Origin of the sequence: Planococcus salinarum, from assembly GCF_007004625.1 — a bacterium.
Taxonomy (GTDB): domain Bacteria; phylum Bacillota; class Bacilli; order Bacillales_A; family Planococcaceae; genus Planococcus; species Planococcus salinarum.
This window is the reverse complement of record NZ_VIFV01000001.1, coordinates 127,803-152,665: the sequence shown is the minus strand read 5'-3', so window position 1 is coordinate 152,665 and position 24,863 is coordinate 127,803. Positions and strand designations below refer to the sequence as shown.

The window sequence follows — 24,863 nt, the reverse complement described above, 5'->3', positions numbered from 1 at the left end:
ATATGAGAATTTACGCACACAGGGGATGTTCAGGAACGCATCCAGAGAATACGTTGGCGGCATTCAAAGCCGCTGCGGAGTTGCCTATTACAGGCGTCGAAATTGATGTTCACTTGACAATTGACGGGGAAATCGTGGTGATTCACGATGAAAAAGTCAATCGCACGACAGATGGAAAAGGCTACATTAGAGATATGACCTTAAATGAAGTGCGGAAGCTGGATGCGGGTTCATGGTTTTCCGAGGAATGGGCGGGCGAGAAGATCCCAACGCTGGATGAAGTTTTCGACGTGTTCCAGGATACAAACCACCGCTTGAACATCGAATTGAAAACGGATGTTTTCCCGTATGTGGGCCTGGTGAATAAAGTGTTGGAAAAAGCTGAGAAGCGTGGATTTGCTGACCGGATTCTCATATCTTCCTTCAACCACGAAGATATCCAGGCAGTCTGCCAAAAAAAAACGGTGGAATCCGCGATCCTTACGCTGGACATCTATGTCGATGTCTATGACTACGCAAGAGTGGTCGGTACAAATCGCATTCACATGTCTCTGCCGGGCGCATTCCGCCGGATGGCTACGGATGCATTGCGCAGAGGGGCCATCGTTTATGTCTACACAGTCAATAAAATTGAGTATGCGCAACAATTGCAGCACATCGGCATCCATGGCATCTTCACAGATTTTCCTGAAAAAATGCTGTCCGAGCTGGAAAGTCCGGTAAATCAATAAAACAGGTAAAAGAGACGCCGGCGATATGCCGGCGTCTCTAGGCTGTCGAGAAACTGTCCACTTCTCAAATCATTTCGTTTTAGACGGACGCTTCACTCGTGTTCAATGTAAAATCGGAATGCTTGTTTCTTGAAATTGGTTTGAAAGTATATGCTTTTAGAGAAAGCAATATGAGATATGGAGCAAAACAGCGAAGACGCCCAGGGGACCAAGCGAAGTGCTGAGATCCACTCGGGCGAAGTGAAACGAGACCGAGTTAGCTCAGCGCAAGCCCCCAGGCAAGCGAAGCTGTTTTGCGGAATATTGGTTTTAATGTTTCTTTTTTAACAAGCTTGAGACGCCGGCGATATGCCGGCGTCTCTTTTACCATTTTGCATAATGATCTTCAATTGAACCGAGCAGTTGGGAGATTCTTAACTTTTTCCCATCCTCGTAGCGTACGTATCCATTATAATAGCCGAATAGCTGATGAACTTCTGATTTTACCAACTTGATGTCGCTTTTGGAAATCCGTTCGAAAAAAGGGGTGAATTCCAATTTCACATCATCGGAGAATTTGGTGGAAATAAGCCAGGGCTTAGTGTAATCCTCATTATCATAAAGAAATAGTATGTCTTCATGAATTTTGTTCATTTTGCCGTTGACGAAAAACGCATTTTCAGTCATGCCCGTGCCATCCGTCCATTTGCCGCCGAAATTCAAACCGATTGTGTTGCCAAGCGAGCGTTGGGAAGCCATTGCCCAATTCCAGGAAGATTCCCGCGGCCAGACACCTCTGCCTGTATCAAGAACAGCAAAACTTTCCACAGGATCGAAGCTGTATTGCTGTGTGCCAATCCTGACAGTGCCGGCAGCCGGCAGGCACAGGTGCTTGCCGGTAAATTGAAAGGTCTGGCGGTTCCAGGGAATGACGACATTCAGCGATTCGTGATTTTCAGGATGGCTGATCTCAAGATTTGCGCTCAGCTGTTCACTGTCGAAATCATCGATCTGCACAGAAATTCGGGTAGACTGCTGCTTGTACAGAAATTCGATTTTCATTTCCGGGTGATCGAATTTGCAGGTCTCAAGAGATTCGTTCGACATAATTTTCTTTCTGGGGAACGGCATTATTACAGTTTTTTCAAAGAATCTCTGGCTTTCATAATTCAGAAAATAAACAAAGCAGACTGTGGCGTAATCCAAATGGCTGATGGTAGCGGAAAACATGATTTCTTCTCCAAAAACACACCAATAATTCCACTTCTTTTTGCGCATGAAATTGCCTTTAAGGTTGCTGACGATAAGAGGCTTCCGCGCAAATCCAATGGCTTCGGGATTTAACTGGCCCTTTGCATCACATAGGTCCACAGTTTTATAAATCTCACGTTCGTCGTGCTGCATAACATCCACCTCACCGTAATTCTGCTTCTATTGTAGCAGAAGAAACAGGGGATATCTTGTTTGAACACCGCGGAAACAGAGGATTACTTAGGGTCTTTTCTCCACATCAACGCAAGGGTGCCTTCCCCGGCGTGGACGGCCAGGGACGAACTCAAGTCACCGATAATGATTTGGGCTTCCGGTATGACTTTTAACACTTCCCGTTTCAAAATTTCGGCTTCTTCATGCGTGTTGCCGTGCATAATCTGGAAGGTATCCACGCCGAATTCCTTGTGGTCTTTTACGGCATGGTCTATTAAATACTTCACCGCTTTTTTGTGGGAACGGACTTTGTCGATCGGCTTTAATTCGCCTTCAGGGGTGATCTGGACGATCGGCTTGACCTGAAGCAGACTGCCGATGTAATATTGCGCTCCGCTCATGCGGCCCCCTTTGTACAATTGAGTCAGATTGCCGATTAAAATGTAGTTGCGGAAATTCTCCGTTTCCTTCTCGAGCTTTTGTGCAATCTGTTCGGCATCGAGCCCTTCTTTTTGGAGCTCCAGACCGCGTTCCACAAGACCGGACAAGCCGTATGACAATGCCATGGAGTCGACAGCGTAGACCTTGAATTCCGACATCTCGGCTCCTGCAGTAGAAGAAGCGATGGTGCCGCTCAATTTAGCCGATGCGTGGACGGCGATGGCACATTCATATTCTTCCTTCAACTTGTCATAAAGCTCTGCGAATTTACCGGCGGAAGGCTGGGATGTCTTCGGAAATTCGGAAGCGGCTTTGATGCGTTCATAGAGCTGCGCCTGTGTCAGGTCCACTCCATCGATAAACTCTTCTGAACCAAAATGGATATTAAGCGGAACAATATAAACGTCTGGATGCGCTTTCATTTCTTCTGTGACATAGCCTGTAGTATCCATAACCCATGCAATCGGTTTTTTCATAATTCAACACCCTATCTTTTTAATTTTTTGAATAATAAAACTATAACACGAATAGTTTTATGCGGATAGGAGTAGGCGGCCGAAATTTGCACCCCTGCGTCACCGCTTGCCGAAACGCCTTGCATAGGATTCTTCAATGTCGAAACGGTGCCTGAAGACAATAATAATAATAGCCAAAATCAGTGGCCATACCACAGGCAGGACCTGAAGCACCGCTGCCATGGTGATGAAGGCGGAAAAGGCAGTCAACATGGAAAGCGTGGCGCTTTTAAATAGTGGATAAAAAGCGATGAACATGACGAACATGGCGAGAAAAAGTTCAGGTGTCAGAAAGAAAGTGATGCCGACAAAAACCGAAACGCCTTTTCCACCCTTTCCGCGCAGCCAAAAAGGAAAAAGTTGTCCGATTACCGCCAGCAATCCGGAAACTGCGATGGCCCATAACGGGAAATTGAAGTAAAATCCTGCGAAAACCACCAAGGCGCCCTTGCCGGCATCGCCAAGGAAAGTGAGCAGAAAAGCGCGTTTGCCGATAACGGACCCCGCATTGCGCGCCCCCAAATTGCCGCTGCGCTCCTTGGCCAGGTCGACACCTTTCCATTTGCCAACGAGCCAGGCGGTCATCAGGGTTCCGGTCAGATAGGAAAAAAGAAAATAAATAAGCATTGCATTGCCTCCAAAAAGTGCTTCTATGTGTATTATAAGTAAAGCAGTTTTCGGACTGGAAGGAAACTGTCCAATGAAAAAACCTTCCCGCTGTCAGCAGCAGGAAGATTTTTGGGTTAGATTTCTTTCAATGCAGAAGCTTCGAACAGGTAATCGCAGATGACGAGCAACCCTTTGTCGAAGTTTTCAAGATGGAAATGCTCGTTCGGTGCATGGAAGTTTTCGGATGCCAGACCGAAGCCCATCAGGACGACAGGGCGTTCAAGGATTTCAACGAACTCTGTAACGATTGGAATCGATCCGCCCATGCGGGTGAAGGCTGTCGGTACACCGTAAATCTTCTCGTAGGAACGGCCGGCTGCCTGAATTGCAGGGTGATCGAATGGCGTCAGGAAAGGCTTGCCCTTATCGAATTCTGTAATCTCAACAGAAACGCCCCGTGGCTTATGCGCTTCGACATGTGCTTTCAATTTGGCAATGATGTCATCCGGGTCCTGATTCGGCACGAGGCGGCATGTGATTTTGCTGCTGGCTTCAGCCGGAAGGACGGTCTTGATGCCTTCTCCGGAAAATCCGCCAGTAATGCCGTTGATCTCGAGTGTCGGGCGGATCCATGTACGTTCCACGAACGAATAACCCTTTTCACCAAAGTCTTCCGTGATGCCGAGTTCTTTCTTTTCGTTTTCCAGGTTGAATTCGAGTGCCGCGAATTCCGCGCGTTCCTTGTCGGACACCGGCAGAACATCATCATAAAATCCTTCGACCTGGATGACCCCTTCTTTGTCGCGGAAGGTTTCCAGAATTTCAACGATTGCATGCAACGGATTCTGTACAGCACCGCCGTATAGACCGGAATGGAGGTCTCCTTTCGGTCCTTTTACATCAATCTGGACTCCTGCAAGCCCTCGCAAGCCATAGCATACTGCCGGTCGGCCCGGCCCCTGCATACCTGTATCGGAAATGACGATTAAGTCTGAGGCAAGCGCATCTTTGTTTTTTTCCACATATGCCGGGAGGCTCGGACTGCCGATCTCCTCTTCACCTTCGATAATGAACTTCATATTGACGGGAAGTTCCCCGTCGAGCTGCAATAATGCTTCAGCCGCTTTGATATGCATGAAGGTTTGGCCTTTATCATCGCTTGCTCCGCGCGCATATATTTTATTGTCACGGACCTGGGGCTTGAACGGTGGCGATTCCCAGAGATGGAGCGGGTCGACCGGTTGTACGTCGTAATGGCCATAAACCAATACGGTCGGTTTGCCTTCGGCATGGAGCCAATCAGCATAAACGAGTGGATGTCCACCGGTTTCATCGATTTTGACATTCTCCAGACCTGCCTTCTCAAAAGCCTTTACCAGCCACTCGGCAGCTCTCTGCATATCTTCTTTATGTTCGGATAATGAGCTGACAGACGGGATTCGCAGAAATAATTCCAGTTCTTCCAAATGCTCACTGCGGTGATCCTGGAAATAGAGTTCAAGTTGATGTTCCTTCATGTTAAAACCCCTTTTCATAATTTTCTTATAGTGGGGAAAGTATACCATAAGGAAGAGGTAGTTTTCGACAGATCGAAAAACGCTATGATATAATTGTCCATACGGAAATAGCTCGTAAAATTTTGTGTTTCAGACACTGGAGGAAACAACTTTGTTTATAGCGTTAGGAATATTTTTAATCATGTCGTTCTTCTTATCGGGAAGCGAAACGGCATTGACTGCGGTTAATAGGATGAAGGTCTATCTTCGCGCGGAGCAGGGGGATGTGAAGGCACAGAACCTGCAAAAATTGATTGCGAAGCCGGACCGAATGATCACCACCATATTAATCGGAAATAATATCTCTAATATCATGCTGCCTACTCTGGTGACCATGATTGCCATTGACAGAGGATGGGAAGTCGGACTTGCTACGGCGATTTTGACACTCATATTGATTATATTCGGTGAAGTGCTGCCGAAAACGATCGCTGCAACGTTTGCTGATAAAATCGCTTATATCGTTGCGCCTGTGATCAGAGTGCTCGTTGTTCTTTTCAAGCCGCTTACCTGGCTGTTAGCGCAGTTCACCAATATTTTCATCCGCATAATATCGAAAGGCCACGTCAAAGAGGCTACGATGACCAAGGAAGAATTGAGGACGATGGTGGATATCGCTTCAACTGAAGGTACCTTCGAAGAAGATGAATCGGAACGTATAAAAGGAGTATTGGATTTTCCGAATAAAGACGTTTCAGACGTCATGTCGGCCCATCGGACAGATATTGTTGGCATTCCTTTGGATGCAACTTATGATGAAGTCCGCGATCTGATATTGGATTCCTCTTATACACGATATCCAGTTTACGAAGAAAGCCTTGACAATGTAGTCGGCCTGTTTTATTCGAAAAAATTGATTGAATGGTCAATGAACCCGAATCTGACACTGCAGGAATTGATGGATGACAATCCGCTGTTCGTTGTTCAGTCCGTCAGCGTCGAAAAAGTCTTCAAGATGATGATGGCCAAGAAAAAACACATGGCAGTCATTTTGGACGAATACGGCGGAACGCTCGGGATTGTAACGCACGAAGACATTATCGAAGAAATGATTGGCCAGGATATTGAAGATGAGACAGATGAAGAAGATGATGAATTGGTCTTTGTAATGACCGATACGACATTATCATGCCACGGCCGCCTGGAAATCGAAGACGTCAATGAGATGTTCGAAGTGGAAGTACCCAACGACCACGACACCATCGCCGGATTCGTTATGCAGCAGCTTGGCCATGTGCCGGACGAAGGCGAACAGTTCACATACGAAAACCTGCATGTTGAAGTGAACGAAATGGACCGCAACCGGATCGTCCGATTGACAATCACAAAAAAAGATGAAGAAGTCTTTGCGTAAAACCTGCCTTTGGGCGGGTTTTTTGTTTGAGTTTATATCATGACGTGATGCCTATAAATGACATTAAATGTTTCTCTGTACGTTAAATTAGTAATCCTCAATAACCGATATTCCGCAAAACAGCTGCGCTTGCCTGGGGGCTCGCGCTGAGCTAACTCGGGCTCGTTTCACTTCGCCCGAGTGGATCTCAGCACTTCGCTTGGTCCCCATGGCGTCTTCGCTGTTTTGCTCCATATCTGAATTTCTTTCTCAATCGGAGCTATTCTCTCAGCGCCGGCGCGCCTATGGAGCAGGCGAATGCCGACCGGAGCAATAAGACGAGTGATCTTCTCGGCTTATTGCGGGAGGCAAGGTCGCCAAACGTAGATGGCGCACCTTTGCGACGAGCAGTGCGCAGGAGCATAATCTTTGCCCTTGTCCTAAGCGCCGAAGCGGTATATAGGAAATACCTTGAGCTAATTTCTTCATTACACAACTGTAAGGCAAATGAAAGCGGGAGCGATAGAGTGAAAGGTTCCTTTCCGGCACAATAAGGGCAAGAAGAAAAAAACGGACGGAGGAACTGTTCATGGAAAGTTTATACACAGAATACAACCGCTACATTTATCATCTGTGCCTGAAACTGACACGCAATAAGGTTGAGGCGGAAGATCTTATGCAGGAAGTTTGGCTGAAAGTGGTGCGTTATGAATCGTCAATCCAGCAAGTGGATCATGTTAAGGCCTGGCTGACGACAATCTGTATGAATACTTTCCGTGACCGGTACCGCAAAAATGTCCGGCGCAGCAAACATGTGCAGCAGCAGCCGGAAGGCCTGGATATTTCACTTCTCGACCTGATCCCATCTGACAACGCCGGCGCTCCGGAATTGCTGGAACAGCAGGACGTATCCGTATTGCTGCAGAACAAAATTTCGCAACTGGATTCGATTTACCGGACAACGATCGTCTATTTCTATGTGCACCAGCTGTCTTTGATTGAAATTGCCGAGACGATGAAAGTGTCGATCGGTACAGTGAAGTCACGTCTTTTCCGTGGCAAGCAGAGGCTGAAGGATTTATTGCTTGAAGACGTTCAGACCCGGGAATACGTATTGCCTGCTTAAAAGGACGATCTTTTATAAGAATTAATTGAAAGGGGTACAGGGAACCAATCCTGTACCCCTTTTTTTGATGCCGATTTACAATGGCAGGGTCACCGGTGACTGTTATTTGGAGCCGATACTTCTTTTGATAAAAACTTAAAGATATTTTTGTTTATCTGAAGTACTATTATTAAAGATGAGGGGGACAGCAGAATGAGAAAAAGAGTGCGCGGCTGGAGCAGGCGCAAAAGGATTATTATGGGCAGTTTCGGTGTTCTGGCATTGATGTATATCAGTGTCATTGTCTGGCATACATTTAAACCATTGCCTGCTGGCCTTGAATACGAAGGAGATCTTCACCGGGTGGAAGATGTGGAGATGTTTTATGACCTGTCTTTTGCACAGAATCAAAAAGGGACAAACCAGAAACATGAATTGCGTATATTTGATGAAATTTACGGGATGATCGATGAAGCCGAAGAATTCATCGTCATTGATCTGTTCCTGTTTGATAATTACACAGATCAGGAAATAGCCTTCCCGGCGGTATCAGAAATGTTGACTGAGAAGCTATTGGCGAAAAAAGAGGGAAATCCCGATTTTCCGATTTACTTCATAACCGATCCGCTGAATGTTGGTTATGGTTCGTATGAAAGCCAGCTGCTGGGAACCCTCGAGGATGCAGGAGTTGAAGTGATTATCACGGATCTGGACAAATTACGCGATTCGACGCCGCTGTATTCCGGCCTCTACCGGGTGGTTTTTCAGTGGTTTGATGCAGGCGGAAAAGGTTGGGTACCAAATGCCATGGCGAGCGATGCGCCAGACCTGACCCTGTCCTCTTATCTGAAAATGATGAATATCAAAGCGAATCACCGCAAAGCGGTCATTACAGAAAAAGAGGCGATCATCAGTTCCGCCAACCCGCATAACGCCAGCGGCCTCCACGGCAATATGGCCTTTAAGGTAAGCGGTCCGGTTATAAATGACATTTTGGAGTCGGAAGAGGCGGTATCGCAATTTTCCGGAGGACCGGAATTTCCACGTGCGGATGCTGAAGAACAGCAGGGGGATTATCAGGTTCAATACGTGACAGAAAAGAAAGTCCTTGATTCGATTCTGACGGACATCGAAAAAACGGTGAAAGGTGACAGCATCCATCTGGCAATGTTCTATATAGCGGAAGGGGAGGTCGTCAATGCGCTGACCGAAGCTGCCAACCGGGGCGTAGAAGTCAGAATGGTCCTTGATGCAAATGAAAATGCCTTTGGCAGCGAAAAAACAGGCTTGCCTAACCGGCCGGCTGTCCATGAAATGCTTGAAGATACTGACGATAAAATCGAAGTACGCTGGTATAATGCCGTGGTCGGCCAATTTCATACAAAATCAATCCTGATTAAAACGGCTGAAGAAAGCTATGTGTCCGGCGGATCCACAAATTACACGCAGCGGGCTTTCATGAATTACAATGTGGAAAGCAACATCCGGATCATTGCACCGAACGACAGTGAACTTGTTAACGACATGGAAGCCTATTTTGATCGCTTGTGGAATAACGAAGATGCCTTGTATACATTGGATGTGGATGCTTATCAGGATACCTTCACCTTCTGGCAGCGCGGTATCTATGGCTTCCAGAAAATCTTTAAACTTACGACATATTAAGAAAAGTGACAGCGAGAGAAGGGCCCAAACTTTTTTGGGCTTTTCTCTTTGCAAAGCAAAAAAAGGTCTCTTCCCCGTTTCGGGAAGAGACCTTTTAGCGTTTTATTTAATTTGTGGTTCCTGGCCGGACGTGATCCATTCTTCGACGTCCCATACCTTCGTGGCAAGGCCTTCGTAGAATTCAGGTTCGTGGCTGACGAGTACGATTGTGCCTTTGTAGGCCTGCATCGCGCGCTTCAATTCTGCCTTCGCGTCGATATCCAAGTGGTTCGTCGGTTCATCGAAAATCAACCAATTGCTTTCTTCCATCATTAGCTTGCACAGGCGGACTTTCGCCTGCTCACCACCGGACAATTGGGTCATTGATCGGGAAATGTGCTCGTTTTTCAAGCCGGTACGCGCCAATGCTCCACGCACCTGGCCCTGGTCCATGCTTGGGTAAGCCGCCCATATTTCATCAAGTGGTGTATGGCTCGGCGCTTTGGCTTCCTGTTCAAAATAACTTGGCGTCAAATATTCGCCGCGGATCACTTCTCCGTCGAGCGCTTTAATTTTGCCGAGCATCGTTTTGAGCAACGTCGATTTACCGACACCGTTCATGCCGACGAGTGCAATCTTTTCACCGCGTTCAATCATAAACGACAACGGCGGCAACAGGGGCTTGTCGTAGCCGATCGACAACGCTTCAGCTTCCACTACATAGCGGCTTGGGCTGCGCGTTTCCTTGAATGAGAATTGCGGTTTTGCCGCAACTTCCGGCTTGTCGATGCGGTCCATCCGGTCAAGCTGTTTCTGGCGTGATTTCGCTCGTCCGGTTGTTGAGGCCCGTGCTTTGTTTTTGGCAATGAATGTTTCAGTCTTCTTGATCATGTCCTCTTGTCTTTCATAAGCATCCAGATGCTGTTTCTTGGCAAATTCCGCAAGCTCGACGAACTTCTCGTACGATGCGGTATAGCGGGACAGGCGCGAGAATTCCATGTGGAAGATGACATCTGTCACCGAACTCATAAATTCTGTATCATGCGAAATCAAAAGGAACGCATAGGGATAATTTTTCAGGTAATTGACGAGCCACTGGATATGCTCTTCATCCAGATAGTTTGTCGGCTCATCGAGCAGCAGCACTGTCGGTTTTTCCAAAAGCAGCTTCGCAAGCAGCAATTTCGTCCGCTGGCCGCCGGATAATGCTTCGACCGGACGCTCGAGTCCGATGGCATCAAGGCCAAGGCCGCGTGCAATCTCTTCAATCTTCCCGTCAAGTGTATAAAAGTCCCCGGCATCCAGCGCATCCTGCGCTGCAGCCATCTCTTCCATCAGCGCTTCAAGATCAGCATCAGCATCGCCCATCTTCATGGCGATTTCGTTTAACTCTTCCTCTTTCTTATAAAGCTTCAGAAAAGCATCCTGCAACGTTTCGCGGATTGTCCGCCCCGGCTGCAATTGGGTATGCTGATCCAAATAGCCGTAATGCGTTCTCGGCTGCCATTCCACGCGGCCTTCATCGTGGATCAGTTTGCCTGTCAAAATATTCATCATCGTCGATTTGCCGACACCGTTTGCGCCGACAAGGCCGACGTGTTCGCCTTCAACCAAGCGGAAAGACACGTTGTTGAACAATGTCCGGTCGCCGAATGTATGGCTTAAATTTTCTACTGTCAATAAACTCATGTAAGTTATTCCTCCATTTATAGCTGTAAAGCCCGGTCTTTTAGTGACCGTGTGTAGTGTTCGATACTTTAATTGGCTGTCCGTTTCTGTGGCTGCGGCAATCCTGTCATTAAGGCAAACCAAAGAATAAACTTTTGTTGTCGCATCTGTGCTTCGGGACAGGAGCAGCGGGTTTTCGCGTGCTGTTTTGCGGAATACCTGCTACTATAGATGACTGGTTTAACTTGTATAGTTAACCGGAAAACACTCAAAAAAAAACCGCGGTTACAGAGCCGCGAGTTTTTGGTTTAATTCCGCTAGTTGCAATTCCATTCGTTCGAGACGCTGTTCGGCTTTCTCAACCATCTTGGCATGTCCGGTTGTTTCCAACTTCTCGATATCGCCCTGATGGCGGACGTAATCCATCTTCAATTCGGCAATCTCATTTTCAATTTCCTGTCTGTTCACATAATCACCCGCATTTTTCCTTCATTATAGCACAAATGACGGGAATTTAAATTATTTCGCTTGGCATACCGCTTTTAAATAAGGGAATATAACACGTATAATATTGAAAAAGGAACCTCAAGGAGGCGAACGCTGATCGATACTTTATTATTTGACCTAATGTTAATCATCTTTCTGGGAGTGGTTTCGCAATGGCTGGCCTGGCGTTTCCGCCTTCCTGCAATTGTGCTGATGTCCATTGCCGGGCTGCTTGTCGGGCCGTTTCTGGGAATCATCCATCCGGAAGAAAGTTTTGGGGAATTGTTCAAACCTTTCATCTCACTGGCTGTTGCCATTATCCTGTTTGAGGGAAGTTTAAATTTGAATTTCAAGGAAATTCGGGGATTCAATAAACCCGTCTGGCGTATCGTCACAATCGGTGCATTCATCGCCTGGATCACCGGATCGCTGGCGGCACATTACATAGCTGGCCTGTCGTGGGCAGTAGCGTTTGTAATCGGGGGATTATTCATCGTTACCGGTCCCACTGTCATCCTGCCATTGCTGCGGCAGGCGAAACTGAAAGCCCGTCCGGCGGCAATCCTGAAATGGGAGGGAATCATTGTCGATCCGTTTGGCGCTTTGCTGGCACTGTTCGCATTCCAGTTCGTGCTGTTTGCGATCGGTGATGAAACGGCCGGCGCATTCGGCCTGTTCTTCCTGGCTTCCTTGTTTGCCGTTGCGCTCGGCGCTGGCGTCGGCTGGCTGCTTGGCTGGATGCTTGAAAATGGACAGGTGCCGGAATTTCTTAAAGCGCCGATGGTTTTCGGCGTTGTGCTGCTGACGTTTGTGCTGTCGGATATTGTCATGCACGAAACCGGCTTGCTTGCGGTAACCGCAATGGGGATGGTCATGGCGAATATGCATATCGCTTCCATCAACGATATGCGGCATTTCAAAGAGAACATTTCGGTGCTTCTGATTTCAAGCATCTTTGTTATGCTCACTGCTTCGCTGAGCCTGGAAGTGCTGATTGAAATCTTCAATTGGCGCATCATCGCATTTGTACTGGCCACCCTGTTTGTGGTGAGGCCATTATCCATCTGGCTGTCTACAATCGGCACCGATCTCTCGCTGCAGGAAAAAACACTGATCGGCTGGATTGCACCACGCGGTATTGTGGCGCTGACCGTCTCCGGATATTTTGCCGGCGTCCTGCTTGATGCCGGATTTGAAGATGCCGAGCTGTTGACGGCATTGACGTTTGCGCTCGTCTTTTCCACAGTGGTCGCACATGGCTTTACGATTGGCTGGCTCGGCCGGAAGCTCGGTCTTGCCACCGGTGATGATCCGGGAATCATTATTGTGGGAGTCGGCAGTTTTGTCATCAAACTCGGCGAAGCCCTTTCCGAACACAATAAAAACGTCTTGATCATGGATCCTTCGTGGGGGAGACTGCAACGTGCCCGGCTCGCCGGACTGAAAACGTTCACCGGGGAAATCCTTTCCGAGCATACGGAATATGAGCTGGATCTCACGCCTTATGAAACGATGATCCTGGCCGGGGAAATCGATTCCTACAACGCGCTTGTCGTAAACAATTATGTGCCGGAACTCGGCCGTGAAAATCTTTACCAGACTGCGATCCATCAGGGAGACCCGGCGGATTTCCATTCTTCATTGAAGGGCCGCACCCTGTTCGGCAATGAATGCAACATCCATGAACTGGACCGCAAGACGGAAGAAGGCTACACTATCCGAAAAACACAGATAACAGACCAATACAGTTATCAGGATTACAAGAAAAAATGGAGTGCTGACACCATCCTTCTGTTTATCCAGCGGGAGCAGGGGAAAATCGAATTCTTCACAAGCGATAACTTCCCTGAGCCAAAACTGGGTGACATCATTGTCAGCTTCACCTCACCCGCGCGGCAATCGGATCGCATACAGGAACGCCTGGAAAACAAGCGCGCCAAAAATCTGCCGTCTCAGCCTAAAGAATGAAATCCGGATTCCATAAGGTATTTCGATACGTATCCGCATTCGCTGTTTGTTATGATGGAAGAAAGCGGGGCTGGTGAATTGATTTTGCCGGCCCGGCATAAGAAAACATTGAAAGGCAGCTTGGCTGCCCAGCATACACGGACTCGAGGAGGAACAGTTTTATGAAGATCTTATTAGTGGACGGCACCATTGTGGGCAGGAAAACCGGCGCCGTTTTGGAGCAGGTCAAGACATACATCCAGGATTTCCGTCCTGAAATGGAATTGGAGATATTGAGCCTGGCTGATTACGACCATCAATTTGTCGACGGCCGCCCGCTCGGTGAATACAACGACAGCATGCAGGAAATTGCCCGCCGCTTTAAAGAGGCTGACGGTTACATCATTGCATCACCAATATTCCAGGGCTCCATTCCCGGCGTCCTGAAAAATACGTTCGACCTGCTGCACCCGCATACGATGCGCTACAAACCGGTATCGATCGTCGCAAACGGCGGCACCTATCAGCACCACCTGGTCATCGAAAATCAGCTCAAACCGATTCTCGACTATTTCCGCAGTCTCGTGACACCAAACTATGTTTACACGCACACGAGCCATTTCGATGCCGACAACAACATCATCAATGAAGACGTCCACGACCGCCTTCGCGAGCTGGCACGCGTTTTCGTCCAATACGCGGAAATGAGCACGCATTTATCAAAGGAAGCATTGGATATAGATTAAGATGAAAGAGAAAAAACCTCCCGCGGGAGGTTTTTTTGTTTGGGTAAAGGAGAAAGCATAATGCAAGAGAAAAATTCAAGAAAAAAATGGATGCTTTTCGCTCAAACCCAGGCGAAAAGCGAAAAACCATAAGTGCAGGACCCCAGCGGGCGTTTTCGCATGGCGAAAACGCCCTTTACTTGAGGAAATCTTCGCATTGGCGAAGATTTTTTCAATTCTGGGTTTTGTGTTGGGTTTTGTGTTGCTTCTGCGGATTGGGAAGGGCTGTTTTGGTGATGATTTGGTCGTCTGGATGGGTGTTTTTGGTTGGGAAATGGTTGGTGAAGTTGATTTTAGTGCCAATTGGAGAAAATGAGCGTTAAAAAAGGTCTTTAATTGGAAAATTATATCTGATAAAAATATTTCATTTCCATTTAAAGAGCTTACTGTCCGCAGAACGAGAATACTGTCCGGAACGGACCAAATACTGTCCGCAGATTAAAAATACTGTCCGGAACAGCTCAAATACTGTCCGGAGCATCAAACGAGTCCGGAATCAGATAAACCCGGTCCTTGAAACTTCCCTGGAAAGTCATTTTCGATTCTGTGAGGAGTTTGGAAGCAATAGAAACTGACTCGATGCCGGTAAAATCTCTGAATTCCTTGTTGCTTATAAGCGGTTTAATTAACATACGGTATTGCTCAAGTGTTCGAAGGTGGGCGTGCGGATCAATCACTGAACAATTTGGACACGTCCATTTCTTGTAGCGATATGTCATCTTAGATCCAGGACATTTTGTACAAAGCACCCCCTTCCTCAACTCCCCTGGAACTTCCAACTCCCGCAGCGGACGATCAGAATGCATCTCCAGCAGCCGGCTGGCCAGCTGGCGGGCCTTGCGCGTGGGCAACAAATCTTCTGGATATTTCGCAAGAAGCTGGTCGACCAGATAAGGCAATCCCGACGACTGGATGATGATGCGATTCGCGGGCCGGCTGTTGACGATGGACGACGGATAGGTGAAGACGATGGCGCCGATGACCGGCAGCGAGACTTTATGCGCTGCCAAAAACTGCTGCACCCATTTTTCGTGGCGGCGCAGCTGATCATCCGGATTTCGCATGCCGTCGACGCTGCCGTCCCTATTGGTACGGGAAAATTGCCGAAGCTGCGGATCGAAATTCAATTCGCCCGCAATGCTTTTAATTTCGAGTAAAAGCACGAAACGAGTGGTGACGAGCAAAGTGTCAATTTGATGGGAAGAACTTGCTTTCTGTATGAAAAGGTCATGCAGACAATAATGGGGACACTCAATAGGGATCTCCTGCCAGAGCGCATCGACGCGCTGTTCGCCGTGGAAGCCGGCGGACAATCTGCGGAGTTTTTCCGTCCAGTGGGGAAATAGGGGATGGACGATGGGCACGCGTTGCAGCAAGCTTTCAAGCTGCGGGATTTCGGGCGGTTCGGAACGCTGTTTCAGGATCAATCGGCCAACTCCTTTCTATTTATAAATAAAATATATCCTTCTTCTGAATCGCGGGCAAGAAAATTCTGACAATAATAGCGGTGAAACATTCAATCACTCTACACCACCCGCAAAAAAGAAAATGTTATAATAGCCAAATGAGAAATGAGGGTGAATAGATATGAAATCAATCGTAATAGCGGAAAAACCATCAGTGGCGCGTGACATCGCGCGCGTGCTCGAATGCGGCCAGAAAGGCAACGGCTTTTTCGAAGGCAAGCAGTATATCGTCACGTGGGCGCTGGGCCATTTGGTGACCCATGCGCAGCCGGAGCAATACGACAACGACTTCAAGGAATGGAAGATGGAGAATCTGCCGATTGTTCCGAAGCCGTTCAAACTGGTGCCGATCAAACAATCGATGAAGCAATTCAACGCGGTGAAAGCACAGCTGGGCCGCGGCGACGTCAAAGATGTCATCATCGCAACGGATGCAGGGCGCGAAGGGGAACTGGTTGCGCGCTGGATCCTGGAGAAGACGAATACGAAAAAGCCGATCAAACGCCTGTGGATTTCGTCGGTTACCGACAAGGCGATCAAAGACGGCTTCAACAACCTGAAAGACGGCAAAGCCTATGAAAATCTGTATGAGGCGGCAGTGGCACGCGCCGAGGCTGACTGGGTCGTCGGCATCAACGCGACGCGAGCGTTAACAGTCAAATACAACGCCCAATTGTCGACCGGACGCGTGCAGACGCCGACACTTGCAATGATCGCGGAGCGCGAGCAGCAGATCCGCAATTTCCAGCCGAAGCCGTATTACGGCATGCAGGCGGTTACGGACCAGGCCGCGTTCACGTGGACGGACGGCAATTCGACGCAATCGTTCGATAAAGAGAAGATCGATGCTTTATTCGCGAAGCTCGACAACACGCACGAAGGCACCGTCTCGGACATCAAAATAACACCGAAAAAACAGCCGGCACCGCCTTTATTCGACTTGACCGAACTTCAAAAAGAAGCGTACAAACGCTACAGCTGGTCGGCGAAAGAGACGCTGAACACGCTGCAGAACCTGTATGAGCGCTATAAAATCGTGACCTACCCGCGGACGGATTCGAAACACCTGACGTCCGATATGAAGGACACGCTGAAAGACCGCATCAAAGCGGTGCAGACGGGGCCGTACCGCCCGCTTGCCGCGACAGTTCTGAAATCACCGGTGGCGGCGCAAAAAGGGGTCATCGATGATGCGAAAGTATCCGATCACCACGCGATTATTCCGACGGAGGAGGCTCCGCCGCTCCACGACCTGTCCGATAAGGAACATAAATTATACGACATGATCGTCAAGCGTTTCCTGGCGGTATTCTATCCGCAGTACGAGTACGACCAGACGACCGTCAAACTCGAAGCCGGCGGCGAAACCTTCCAGGCCAAAGGCAACACGGTGCGGAATGAAGGATGGAAACGCATCTACCTCGATGACGGCGACGACAAAGATACGACCTTGCCGCCATTTGAAAATGGTCAAAAATTGAACATCAAAGGCATCTCCCTGACCGAAGGCAAAACCAAACCGCCCGCTTTCTTCAATGAAGGAACGCTGCTCGGTGCGATGGAAAACCCGGCACAGTTCATGGCCGGTGAATCGAAGGAATCCATCCGGACGCTCGGCGAAACGGGCGGGCTCGGCACGGTAGCGACCCGGGCGGACGTCATTGATAAATTGTTCAATACGTTCCTGATCGAGAAAAAAGGCAAGGATCTGACGATCACGTCCAAAGGCCGCCAACTCCTTGAGCTGGTGCCGGAAGATTTGAAATCGCCGAAACTGACCGCTGACTGGGAACAGCAGCTGACGAAAATCGCCACAGGGCAACTGAAGAAGGATGCTTTCATTAAAGAAATGATTTTGTTCGCAGAGAAATCAGTATCCGACATCAAGAAGAGCGACAAGAAATTCAAGCACGATAACATCAGCGGCAAGATGTGTCCCGATTGCGGCAAGCCGCTTCTTGAAGTCAACGGCAAACGCGGCAAGATGAACGTCTGTCAGGACCGCGAATGCGGCTACAAGAAACAAGTGGCGATGCTGACGAATGCCCGCTGCCCGAATTGCCATAAAAAACTGGAAATGCAGGGCGAAGGCGACGGCAAGATTTTTGTCTGCAAATGCGGCCACCGCGAGAAGCTGTCGGCATTTGAGAAACGCAAAAAATCCGGCCAGTCGAAAGCGAACAAAAAGGATGTCAATCAGTACTTGAAGCAGCAGGATGAACCGCCGCAAAATAACGCAATGGCGGAAGCACTGAAGAAAATGCTTGAACAAAAAGACTGACAGGAGCTGGCCCGATGTCAAAAAAAGCTGCAAAGACCAATGCCGCGCGCATTCTGGACCGTGAAAAAATTCCCTATGAGCAACTGCAGTACAGCAGTGACGATGGAAAAACCGACGGCATATCCGTTGCCGCGAAAATTGGATTCCCGGTGGAAGCCGTCTATAAAACGCTGGTGGCCGCAGGGTCCTCCAAAAGCCATTACGTTTTCCTGGTTCCAGCAGCTGCGGAACTGGATTTGAAACTGGCCGCAAAAGCCTGCGGTGAAAAGAAAATCGAAATGGTGCCGGTAAAAGAAATATTACCGCTTACCGGCTATGTGCGCGGCGGCTGCTCGCCGCTCGGCATGAAAAAGCTTTTACCGACATTCGTCGCCAGCGAAGCGGCCGTCCGTGACGAAATCATTGTTTCCGCCGGCAAAATCGGTGCCCAGTTAAAGCTGTCGCCACAGGATCTGCTGCGGGTGACAGAGGGGCAACTGGCGGAGTTGACGGTTCAGCATTGATTGAACGCTTCCTTTTGGCAGTTGGCGAAAAGGCTTGAAAAGAAAGAAGGATGACGGATGAGCGTTTCTATGTATTATCGGTGGCTGTTCTTCCTGGTGGGCATGATGGTGCTCGGACTTGGAATCACAATGACCATCAAAGGCGATCGCCTGGGCATCGGCCCGTGGGATGTGCTGCATGTCGGCCTGTATGAGAATTTCGGCCTGACGATCGGCAGCTGGGCAATCATTGCAGGCTTCGTATTAATCAGCGTCACGTCGCTTGTCCGCCGCAGATGGCCGCAATTCGGCACCTTATTGAATATGGTGTTGATCGGTTTGTTTATCGACCTGTTCAATTATCTTATTCCGGATATCGAGTCCATGACCGGCCAAATCCTCATTTTCACAGCCGGTATTTTTGTGATGGGCTATGGCGTCGGCTTGTATGTGGCACCGAAAATGGGAGCGGGACCGCGGGATGATCTCATGCTCATCCTGGTCCACAAAACGGGATTGAGTGTCAGTGTAATCCGCACCGCCATTGAAGTGACGGTCGCGGTTTTGGGCTGGCTGCTCGGCGGGCCGATCGGCATTGGTACTGTATTGATTGCGTTGTTCCTGGGCCGGATTGTACAAATGTCGCTCCTGCAGTGCGAAGCGCTGCTGAAACGCCTGATCCTGAAGCATCAGGATGAACTCCCGCCAATTTTAAAATTATGATGAAAGAAGGCCCTGCGCATGCCGGGTCTTTTATTATGCAGAAAATTTGGCATGGGGCGAAACCTGTAAGTTGAAAAGGGGCCAAAGCATGTGTTATAAATAAAACCTAGTAAGACTATTGGTATTGTTGTTATTATAACATTGCAGAAAGCAGGAGTTCAAATATGGGAAGAGAATTTGTGGAGATATTTGATAAATGGGTCCATACCTATGACGACTCCGTCAGTGGACACGACCCTGAATACGCAGCAGTCTTTGAAAATTATGAAGGAATATTGGAAGCGGTCGCGAAAAGAGCGGCAAGCCCTGTTGTCGAATTCGGAACGGGCACAGCCAATCTGACAGCTGAACTTCTCAAGCGCGGACATGAAGTCGTCGGCATCGAACCCAATGGGGCAATGCGCAGCGCGGCAAAAGAGAAATTTCCGGAGCTGCTCCTGCTGGACGGCGATTTTCTGGATTTCAACTTGCCGGACTCGCCGAAAAGCTTTGTCAGCAGCTATGCGTTCCATCATTTGACGGATGAGGAAAAAGCAGAGGCGATCCAGCGTTATGCGTCGATCTTGCCCCCGGGCGGGAAAGTCGTGTTTGCGGACACCGTGTTCGAATCGGAGGAAGCGAAACAGGGACGGATTGTTTACGAGGAAGGCGAAGGGCATTTAAACCTTGTGGAGGATTTAAAACGCGAATATTACACAACGGTACCCGTACTGAAAGCAATATTTGAAAAAAATGGATTTGATATAGACTTCACACAGATGAATGATTACGTCATCCTGATGGATGCGACCAAACGATGAGAGGAAGATTACTATGAAAAAAATGAACGTTGAAAGTTTCAACCTTGACCATACAAAAGTGGTGGCACCATACGTGCGCCTTGCCGGTGAAAAAACGGGAGCGAAAGGCGATACAATTCGCAAATACGATATCCGTTTCAAACAGCCGAACAAAGAGCATATGGAAATGCCCGGCCTTCACTCACTGGAGCACATGATGGCGGAACACAGCCGCAACCACTCGGACCAGATCATCGACATCGGGCCGATGGGCTGCCAGACAGGCTATTATCTTTCATTGATCAACCATGATGATTACGAAGATGTATTGCGCATCATCGAACATACATTGGAAGATGTCATCAAAGCGGATGAAGTTCCTGCCTGCAACGAAGTGCAATGCGGCTGGGCGGCGAGCCACAGCCTGGAAGGCGCGAAAGAGCTGGCACGTGAAATGCTGGCCAAAAAAGACGAGTGGCACCAGGTGTTCGCCCAAGAAACTGTTTGAGGAGCAAAGCCATGAAATATGCTACAGGCATCCAGCAATTGATCGGTGATACACCGCTGTTGGAATTGACCCATATGGACATCCCGAACAATTGCCGGATCTTCGCTAAACTTGAATATTTTAATCCGGGCGGCAGCGTCAAGGACCGCCTTGGTGTTTCTTTAATAGAAGATGCCGAACGCCGTGGCGAATTGGCGCCCGGCAGTACCATGATCGAGCCGACTGCGGGGAATACGGGGATCGGCCTCGCGATTGCCGCAATCGGCAAAGGGTATCGGGTGAAATTTGTCGTTCCGGAGAAATTCAGCCAGGAAAAGCAGGGGCTGATGCGCGCACTTGGCGCGGAAGTCATCAATACGCCGACTGACAAAGGGATGAAGGGCGCAATCGAAAAAGCGCAGCAGCTTGCCAAAGACGAGCAGGCGTTTTCACCGTCGCAATTTTCGAATCCCGCGAATCCGGAAACATATGTCCGGACGCTGGGCCCTGAATTATGGCACGCGCTTGACGGCAACATCGATGTATTTGTTGCGGGCGCAGGCTCCGGCGGCACGTTTATGGGCACGTCCCGTTATTTGAAATCCCAGAACGCAAAAATAAAAACGGTCATTGTGGAACCCGAAGGCTCGATTCTGAACGGCGGTGAATCCGGACCGCATTTGACGGAAGGCATCGGCATGGAATTTTTGCCTGATTATATGGACACTACATTATTCGAAGCGATCCACACGATTACCGACCGCGAAGCTTTTGCGGCGTTCAAAGAATTGGCGAAACGGGAAGGTTTATTGGTCGGCAGTTCTTCTGGCGCAGCATTCGTTGCAGCGCTGAGAGAAGCCGAAACCGCTAAACCGGGCAGCCATATCGTCACGGTTTTTGCTGATTCCAGTGAACGGTATATGAGCCAGGGTATTTACAACAGAACCTTCGAGGAGGAAAATTGATGAGAGCCAAAACAAGATTGATCCATGGCGGCATTTTTGGGGACGAAGCGACAGGTGCCGTCTCCACGCCGATTTACCAGGTCAGCACTTATAAACAGGAAGCTGTCGGCAAGTTCAAAGGATATGAATATTCACGTACCGGCAACCCGACGCGCCATGCGCTGGAAGAATTGATCGCGGATGTTGAATTCGGTCATGCGGGCTTTGCTTTCGGCTCCGGTATGGCTGCGATTTCATCGGTCATGATGCTGTTCTCGGCTGGAGATCACGTGATCCTGACAGATGATGTTTACGGCGGAACTTACCGTGTGATGAATAAAGTACTGAACCGCTTCGGTTTGGAATTTACTTTTGTTGATACCGGAAACATGGAAGAAGTCGAAGCAGCAGTCAAAGAAAACACAAAAGCGATTTTCATCGAGACACCGACAAATCCATTATTGAAAGTGACGGACATTGAGGCTGTGGCGAAGTTCGCCAAAACGAAGGGCCTCCTGACGATTGTCGACAACACATTCATGACGCCGTATCTGCAGAGCCCGATCAAGCTTAGCGCGGATATCGTTCTGCACAGCGCCACGAAATACATCGGCGGCCACAGCGACGTTGTGGCGGGACTTGTAGTCGTAAATACAGAAGAATTGGCATCTGAAGTGCATTTCGTTCAGAATTCCGTTGGCGCAATTTTGGGGCCGCAGGATTCCTGGCTGTTGATGCGCGGTTTAAAAACCCTTGGCATCCGCATGGAAGAGACGGGCAGCAACGCACAGAAAATCGCTGAATTCCTGAATGGCCACGAAGCTGTTGGAAACGTTATTTATCCCGGCCTTTCTGACCACCCGGGCCATGAATTGATGAAAAAACAGGCGACCGGTTTCGGCGGCATGATTTCGTTTGACGTGGGCAGCAAAGAAAAAGCAGGGGAACTTCTGGCGAAACTGAAATATTTTACGCTTGCTGAAAGTCTCGGAGCGGTTGAGAGCCTGATTTCTGTGCCGGCGCAGATGACACATGCTTCAATCCCGGTCGACCGCCGCGCAGAACTGGGCATTGTGGAAGGCCTGGTGCGCATCTCCGTTGGCATCGAAGACGTGGAGGATTTAATCGAAGATCTGGAGCAAGCATTAAATTAACAAACCCTCTGCGAATGGAGGGGTAAACCGCCTATATGGCGGTTTTTTTATGTGTGCCAGGCATGGCAACTATCTAGGTGGTGAAAGTCCACTGTGGGGGTACACATCGACCAACCACTAAGGAAGCGCAAGGTGCTTATCGTGAGGTAAGGGCTGGAGGAAGCGTGGAATAAAATCTTGGCTCGACGAACAGAAATCTGATACGAAGGCTCTTCAAAGGGATAAGGCTCCATAACAAGTCGAAGTCCAAAAGATGTGCGTAACTTTGGAGGGTAAATCAGGCGAGTAAAAGAGGAAAGATCGTTGTCTTACCCTGGGAGGTCTTGCGGATGCACTGACGTGCAGTCGGAAAAGGTTAGCCGCAAGAAGTCAGCCGAAGCCATAGTAACGAAGCAATTCGTGAAGGGCTGAACAATTTATAGTGTTTCAACGCCGCGAGTGCATAAGGGACGAACTCCGAATGTGTTACGGGTGAAAGTATGAGCGTATCTCAAAGGACAACCCAAACTGGAGCTATCGCTTACTACGCGAATGGAAAGGAGAAACGAGTGTGGACCTTTTAGAACAGATTCTAAGTAATAAGAACATGAATGAAGCCTACCGGCGCGTCTACCGGAATAAAGGGGCAAGCGGGATCGACGGGATAACGGTCGATGAACTGAAGGAATATTTGAAAGAGCACAAGGATGAATTGCGCCAGCGCATCCGAACGAGAAAATACCAGCCGCAGGCTGCCTTACGAGTGGAGATCCCAAAAGAGAACGGAAAGATGCGCAAACTGGGCATACCAACAGTCGTGGACCGGGTCGTTCAACAGGCAATTCATCAAGTGCTCAGTCCGGTATTCGAAAAACAGTTCAGTGATTTCAGTTACGGTTTCAGACCCAAAAGAAGTTGCGAGATGGCGATTATCCAAAGCCTAGAATTTCTGAATGACGGATACGACTGGGTCGTGGACATTGACCTGGAAAGATTCTTCGATACGGTCAACCATGATAAGCTCATGCGAATCATCGCTAATACCATAGATGATGGAGATGTCATTTCGCTTATCAGAAAATATTTGGTTAGTGGCGTCATGGTAAACGGAAGTTATGAAGAAACTCCCGTTGGGACTCCGCAAGGAGGGAATCTTAGCCCTTTACTAAGCAATATACTGTTAAACGAACTCGATAAAGAACTCGAGAAAAGGGAATTGCGGTTCGTGAGATACGCCGATGACGCCCTCATCTTTGTGAAAAGCGGAAAAGCCGCGGACCGGGTGATGAAAACCATCGTCAGATTTATCGAGGGAAAACTGGGGCTAATCGTCAATGCCGAGAAGAGCCGAATCGCTCGCCCAAAAGACTTGAGATTCCTAGGTTTCGGATATTACTACGATTCTAGACACAAGCGATACCAAGTAAGACCCCATCCTGTGTCCGTGCAGAAATTCCAAAGGAAGCTTCGGCATCTTACGAAGCGAAACTGGAGTATCCCACTGGACTATCGAATCGTGAAACTGAAACAGGTCATCGTCGGCTGGGTCAATTACTTTAGAATCGCAAATATGAAGATAAAAGGGAATTGCGGTTCGTGAGATACGCCGATGACGCCCTCATCTTTGTGAAAAGCGGAAAAGCCGCGGACCGGGTGATGAAAACCATCGTCAGATTTATCGAGGGAAAACTGGGGCTAATCGTCAATGCCGAGAAGAGCCGAATCGCTCGCCCAAAAGACTTGAAATTCCTAGGTTTCGGATATTACTACGATTCTAGACACAAGCGATACCAAGTAAGACCCCATCCTGTGTCCGTGCAGAAATTCCAAAGGAAGCTTCGCGAAACTGGAGTATCCCACTGGACTATCGAATCGTGAAACTGAAACAGGTCATCGTCGGCTGGGTCAATTACTTTAGAATCGCAAATATGAAGAAGGCAATGACCCATATAGATGAGAAATTGCGCTCAAGAGTCCGGGTCATCATCTGGAAACAATGGAAGATACCCCGTAAACAAATCAAATCGCTAATTCAATTAGGGATACCTGAGGAAGAAGCCAAAGGCTTAACTTATTGCAGGAAAGGTTACCGGTTTATTGGGAAATCCAAAGTAGTTCACAGAGCACTTTCAACAAAACGATTAAAGCAGAGGGGAATCCCCTCTGCTTTAGATCGTTATCTAAAAGTACATACTGTAATATAAATTGAAACGCCGTATACGCGAACCGTACGTACGGTGTTGTGAGAGGGGCGAAAATAAGTTAGCTTATTTTCCCTCTACTCGATTTTATTCATAAAACGGTATGTAGGTAATATTTAGGTAACTTTAACAATATTACCTAT

Annotated in this window: 24 protein-coding genes; 17 read left to right on the top strand and 7 right to left on the bottom strand. The window is 48.5% G+C overall.

Annotated features, from left to right (window positions below):
• The first annotated feature begins 2 nt into the window (after positions 1-2).
• Positions 3-731, top strand: coding sequence for a glycerophosphodiester phosphodiesterase (locus tag DIJ65_RS01750; RefSeq protein WP_084226058.1), 729 nt, complete (start codon positions 3-5; stop codon positions 729-731).
• Positions 732-1,094: 363 nt separating this feature from the next.
• On the opposite strand, the gene DIJ65_RS01745 is transcribed toward DIJ65_RS01750, so the two are convergent.
• From DIJ65_RS01745 to DIJ65_RS01730, 4 genes are all read right to left on the bottom strand, one after another.
• Positions 1,095-2,114, bottom strand: coding sequence for a DUF2804 domain-containing protein (locus tag DIJ65_RS01745; RefSeq protein ID WP_071151843.1), 1,020 nt, complete (start codon positions 2,112-2,114; stop codon positions 1,095-1,097).
• 83 nt (positions 2,115-2,197) lie between these two features.
• Positions 2,198-3,052, bottom strand: coding sequence for a DegV family protein (locus DIJ65_RS01740; protein ID WP_117299607.1), 855 nt, complete (start codon positions 3,050-3,052; stop codon positions 2,198-2,200).
• A 99-nt stretch (positions 3,053-3,151) separates the two neighbouring features.
• Complete coding sequence (locus DIJ65_RS01735) at positions 3,152-3,718, bottom strand: glycerol-3-phosphate acyltransferase (RefSeq protein ID WP_071151844.1); 567 nt, start codon at positions 3,716-3,718, stop codon at positions 3,152-3,154.
• Positions 3,719-3,834: 116 nt separating this feature from the next.
• Positions 3,835-5,217, bottom strand: coding sequence for a dipeptidase (locus tag DIJ65_RS01730; protein ID WP_117299608.1), 1,383 nt, complete (start codon positions 5,215-5,217; stop codon positions 3,835-3,837).
• 151 nt (positions 5,218-5,368) lie between these two features.
• Here DIJ65_RS01730 and DIJ65_RS01725 point away from each other — a divergent pair, with 151 nt between their 5' ends.
• The 3 genes from DIJ65_RS01725 to DIJ65_RS01715 all read left to right on the top strand — a co-directional run bounded on the left by DIJ65_RS01725 (position 5,369) and on the right by DIJ65_RS01715 (position 9,359).
• On the top strand, positions 5,369-6,610 hold the full coding sequence (locus DIJ65_RS01725; protein WP_071151845.1) for a CNNM domain-containing protein: 1,242 nt from the start codon (positions 5,369-5,371) through the stop codon (positions 6,608-6,610).
• A 568-nt stretch (positions 6,611-7,178) separates the two neighbouring features.
• Positions 7,179-7,715: an RNA polymerase sigma factor gene (locus DIJ65_RS01720; RefSeq protein WP_117299610.1), complete on the top strand. Its 537-nt coding sequence runs from the start codon at positions 7,179-7,181 to the stop codon at positions 7,713-7,715.
• A 192-nt stretch (positions 7,716-7,907) separates the two neighbouring features.
• Positions 7,908-9,359, top strand: a complete 1,452-nt coding sequence (locus DIJ65_RS01715; RefSeq protein WP_230321269.1) for a phospholipase D-like domain-containing protein — start codon at positions 7,908-7,910, stop codon at positions 9,357-9,359.
• Positions 9,360-9,461: 102 nt separating this feature from the next.
• On the opposite strand, the gene DIJ65_RS01710 is transcribed toward DIJ65_RS01715, so the two are convergent.
• Both DIJ65_RS01710 and DIJ65_RS01705 read right to left on the bottom strand, forming a co-directional pair.
• Positions 9,462-11,027 carry an ABC-F family ATP-binding cassette domain-containing protein gene (locus DIJ65_RS01710; protein WP_117299611.1) on the bottom strand — a complete coding sequence of 522 codons (1,566 nt, stop codon included), beginning with the start codon at positions 11,025-11,027 and terminating at the stop codon, positions 9,462-9,464.
• Positions 11,028-11,291: 264 nt separating this feature from the next.
• Positions 11,292-11,474 carry an SE1832 family protein gene (locus tag DIJ65_RS01705; RefSeq protein ID WP_117299613.1) on the bottom strand — a complete coding sequence of 61 codons (183 nt, stop codon included), beginning with the start codon at positions 11,472-11,474 and terminating at the stop codon, positions 11,292-11,294.
• Between the two features lie 159 nt (positions 11,475-11,633).
• Between DIJ65_RS01705 and DIJ65_RS01700 the strand changes: the two genes are divergently transcribed.
• The 3 genes from DIJ65_RS01700 (at position 11,634) to DIJ65_RS16205 (ending at position 14,540) form a co-directional block, all read left to right on the top strand.
• Positions 11,634-13,460, top strand: a complete 1,827-nt coding sequence (locus DIJ65_RS01700) for a cation:proton antiporter (protein ID WP_117299615.1) — start codon at positions 11,634-11,636, stop codon at positions 13,458-13,460.
• A 161-nt stretch (positions 13,461-13,621) separates the two neighbouring features.
• Positions 13,622-14,185 (top strand): NADPH-dependent FMN reductase, encoded by a 564-nt coding sequence (locus DIJ65_RS01695; RefSeq protein ID WP_071151741.1) that lies wholly within the window; start codon positions 13,622-13,624, stop codon positions 14,183-14,185.
• Between the two features lie 196 nt (positions 14,186-14,381).
• Entirely contained in the window at positions 14,382-14,540 is a 159-nt protein-coding gene (locus DIJ65_RS16205) for a hypothetical protein (protein ID WP_154706034.1), read from the top strand.
• Positions 14,541-14,685: 145 nt separating this feature from the next.
• Here the strand turns inward: DIJ65_RS16205 and DIJ65_RS01690 are convergent, their stop codons facing one another.
• Positions 14,686-15,651, bottom strand: a complete 966-nt coding sequence (locus DIJ65_RS01690) for a nuclease-related domain-containing protein (RefSeq protein ID WP_071151742.1) — start codon at positions 15,649-15,651, stop codon at positions 14,686-14,688.
• Between the two features lie 160 nt (positions 15,652-15,811).
• Here DIJ65_RS01690 and DIJ65_RS01685 point away from each other — a divergent pair, with 160 nt between their 5' ends.
• The 10 genes from DIJ65_RS01685 (at position 15,812) to DIJ65_RS16470 (ending at position 24,723) form a co-directional block, all read left to right on the top strand.
• On the top strand, positions 15,812-17,971 hold the full coding sequence (locus tag DIJ65_RS01685) for a DNA topoisomerase III (protein WP_071151743.1): 2,160 nt from the start codon (positions 15,812-15,814) through the stop codon (positions 17,969-17,971).
• Positions 17,972-17,985: 14 nt separating this feature from the next.
• Complete coding sequence (ybaK, locus tag DIJ65_RS01680; RefSeq protein WP_071151744.1) at positions 17,986-18,474, top strand: Cys-tRNA(Pro) deacylase; 489 nt, start codon at positions 17,986-17,988, stop codon at positions 18,472-18,474.
• A gap of 57 nt (positions 18,475-18,531) precedes the next feature.
• Positions 18,532-19,176: a YczE/YyaS/YitT family protein gene (locus tag DIJ65_RS01675; RefSeq protein WP_071151745.1), complete on the top strand. Its 645-nt coding sequence runs from the start codon at positions 18,532-18,534 to the stop codon at positions 19,174-19,176.
• A 164-nt stretch (positions 19,177-19,340) separates the two neighbouring features.
• Positions 19,341-19,976 carry a class I SAM-dependent methyltransferase gene (locus tag DIJ65_RS01670; RefSeq protein WP_071151746.1) on the top strand — a complete coding sequence of 212 codons (636 nt, stop codon included), beginning with the start codon at positions 19,341-19,343 and terminating at the stop codon, positions 19,974-19,976.
• Between the two features lie 13 nt (positions 19,977-19,989).
• A complete protein-coding gene (locus DIJ65_RS01665) occupies positions 19,990-20,463 on the top strand; it encodes an S-ribosylhomocysteine lyase (protein ID WP_071151747.1) in 474 nt (157 codons plus the stop codon).
• 11 nt (positions 20,464-20,474) lie between these two features.
• A complete protein-coding gene (locus DIJ65_RS01660) occupies positions 20,475-21,407 on the top strand; it encodes a PLP-dependent cysteine synthase family protein (RefSeq protein WP_071151748.1) in 933 nt (310 codons plus the stop codon).
• A complete protein-coding gene (locus tag DIJ65_RS01655) occupies positions 21,407-22,540 on the top strand; it encodes a bifunctional cystathionine gamma-lyase/homocysteine desulfhydrase (protein WP_071151749.1) in 1,134 nt (377 codons plus the stop codon). The genes DIJ65_RS01660 and DIJ65_RS01655 overlap by 1 nt, the downstream gene beginning before the upstream one ends.
• Before the next feature lie 550 nt (positions 22,541-23,090).
• Positions 23,091-24,119, top strand: a complete 1,029-nt coding sequence (gene ltrA / locus DIJ65_RS01650; RefSeq protein WP_260678681.1) for a group II intron reverse transcriptase/maturase — start codon at positions 23,091-23,093, stop codon at positions 24,117-24,119.
• Positions 24,116-24,397 (top strand): reverse transcriptase domain-containing protein, encoded by a 282-nt coding sequence (locus DIJ65_RS16475; RefSeq protein ID WP_313903004.1) that lies wholly within the window; start codon positions 24,116-24,118, stop codon positions 24,395-24,397. The genes ltrA and DIJ65_RS16475 overlap by 4 nt, the downstream gene beginning before the upstream one ends.
• Complete coding sequence (locus tag DIJ65_RS16470; protein WP_230321293.1) at positions 24,394-24,723, top strand: group II intron maturase-specific domain-containing protein; 330 nt, start codon at positions 24,394-24,396, stop codon at positions 24,721-24,723. The genes DIJ65_RS16475 and DIJ65_RS16470 overlap by 4 nt, the downstream gene beginning before the upstream one ends.
• Positions 24,724-24,863: the final 140 nt, after the last annotated feature.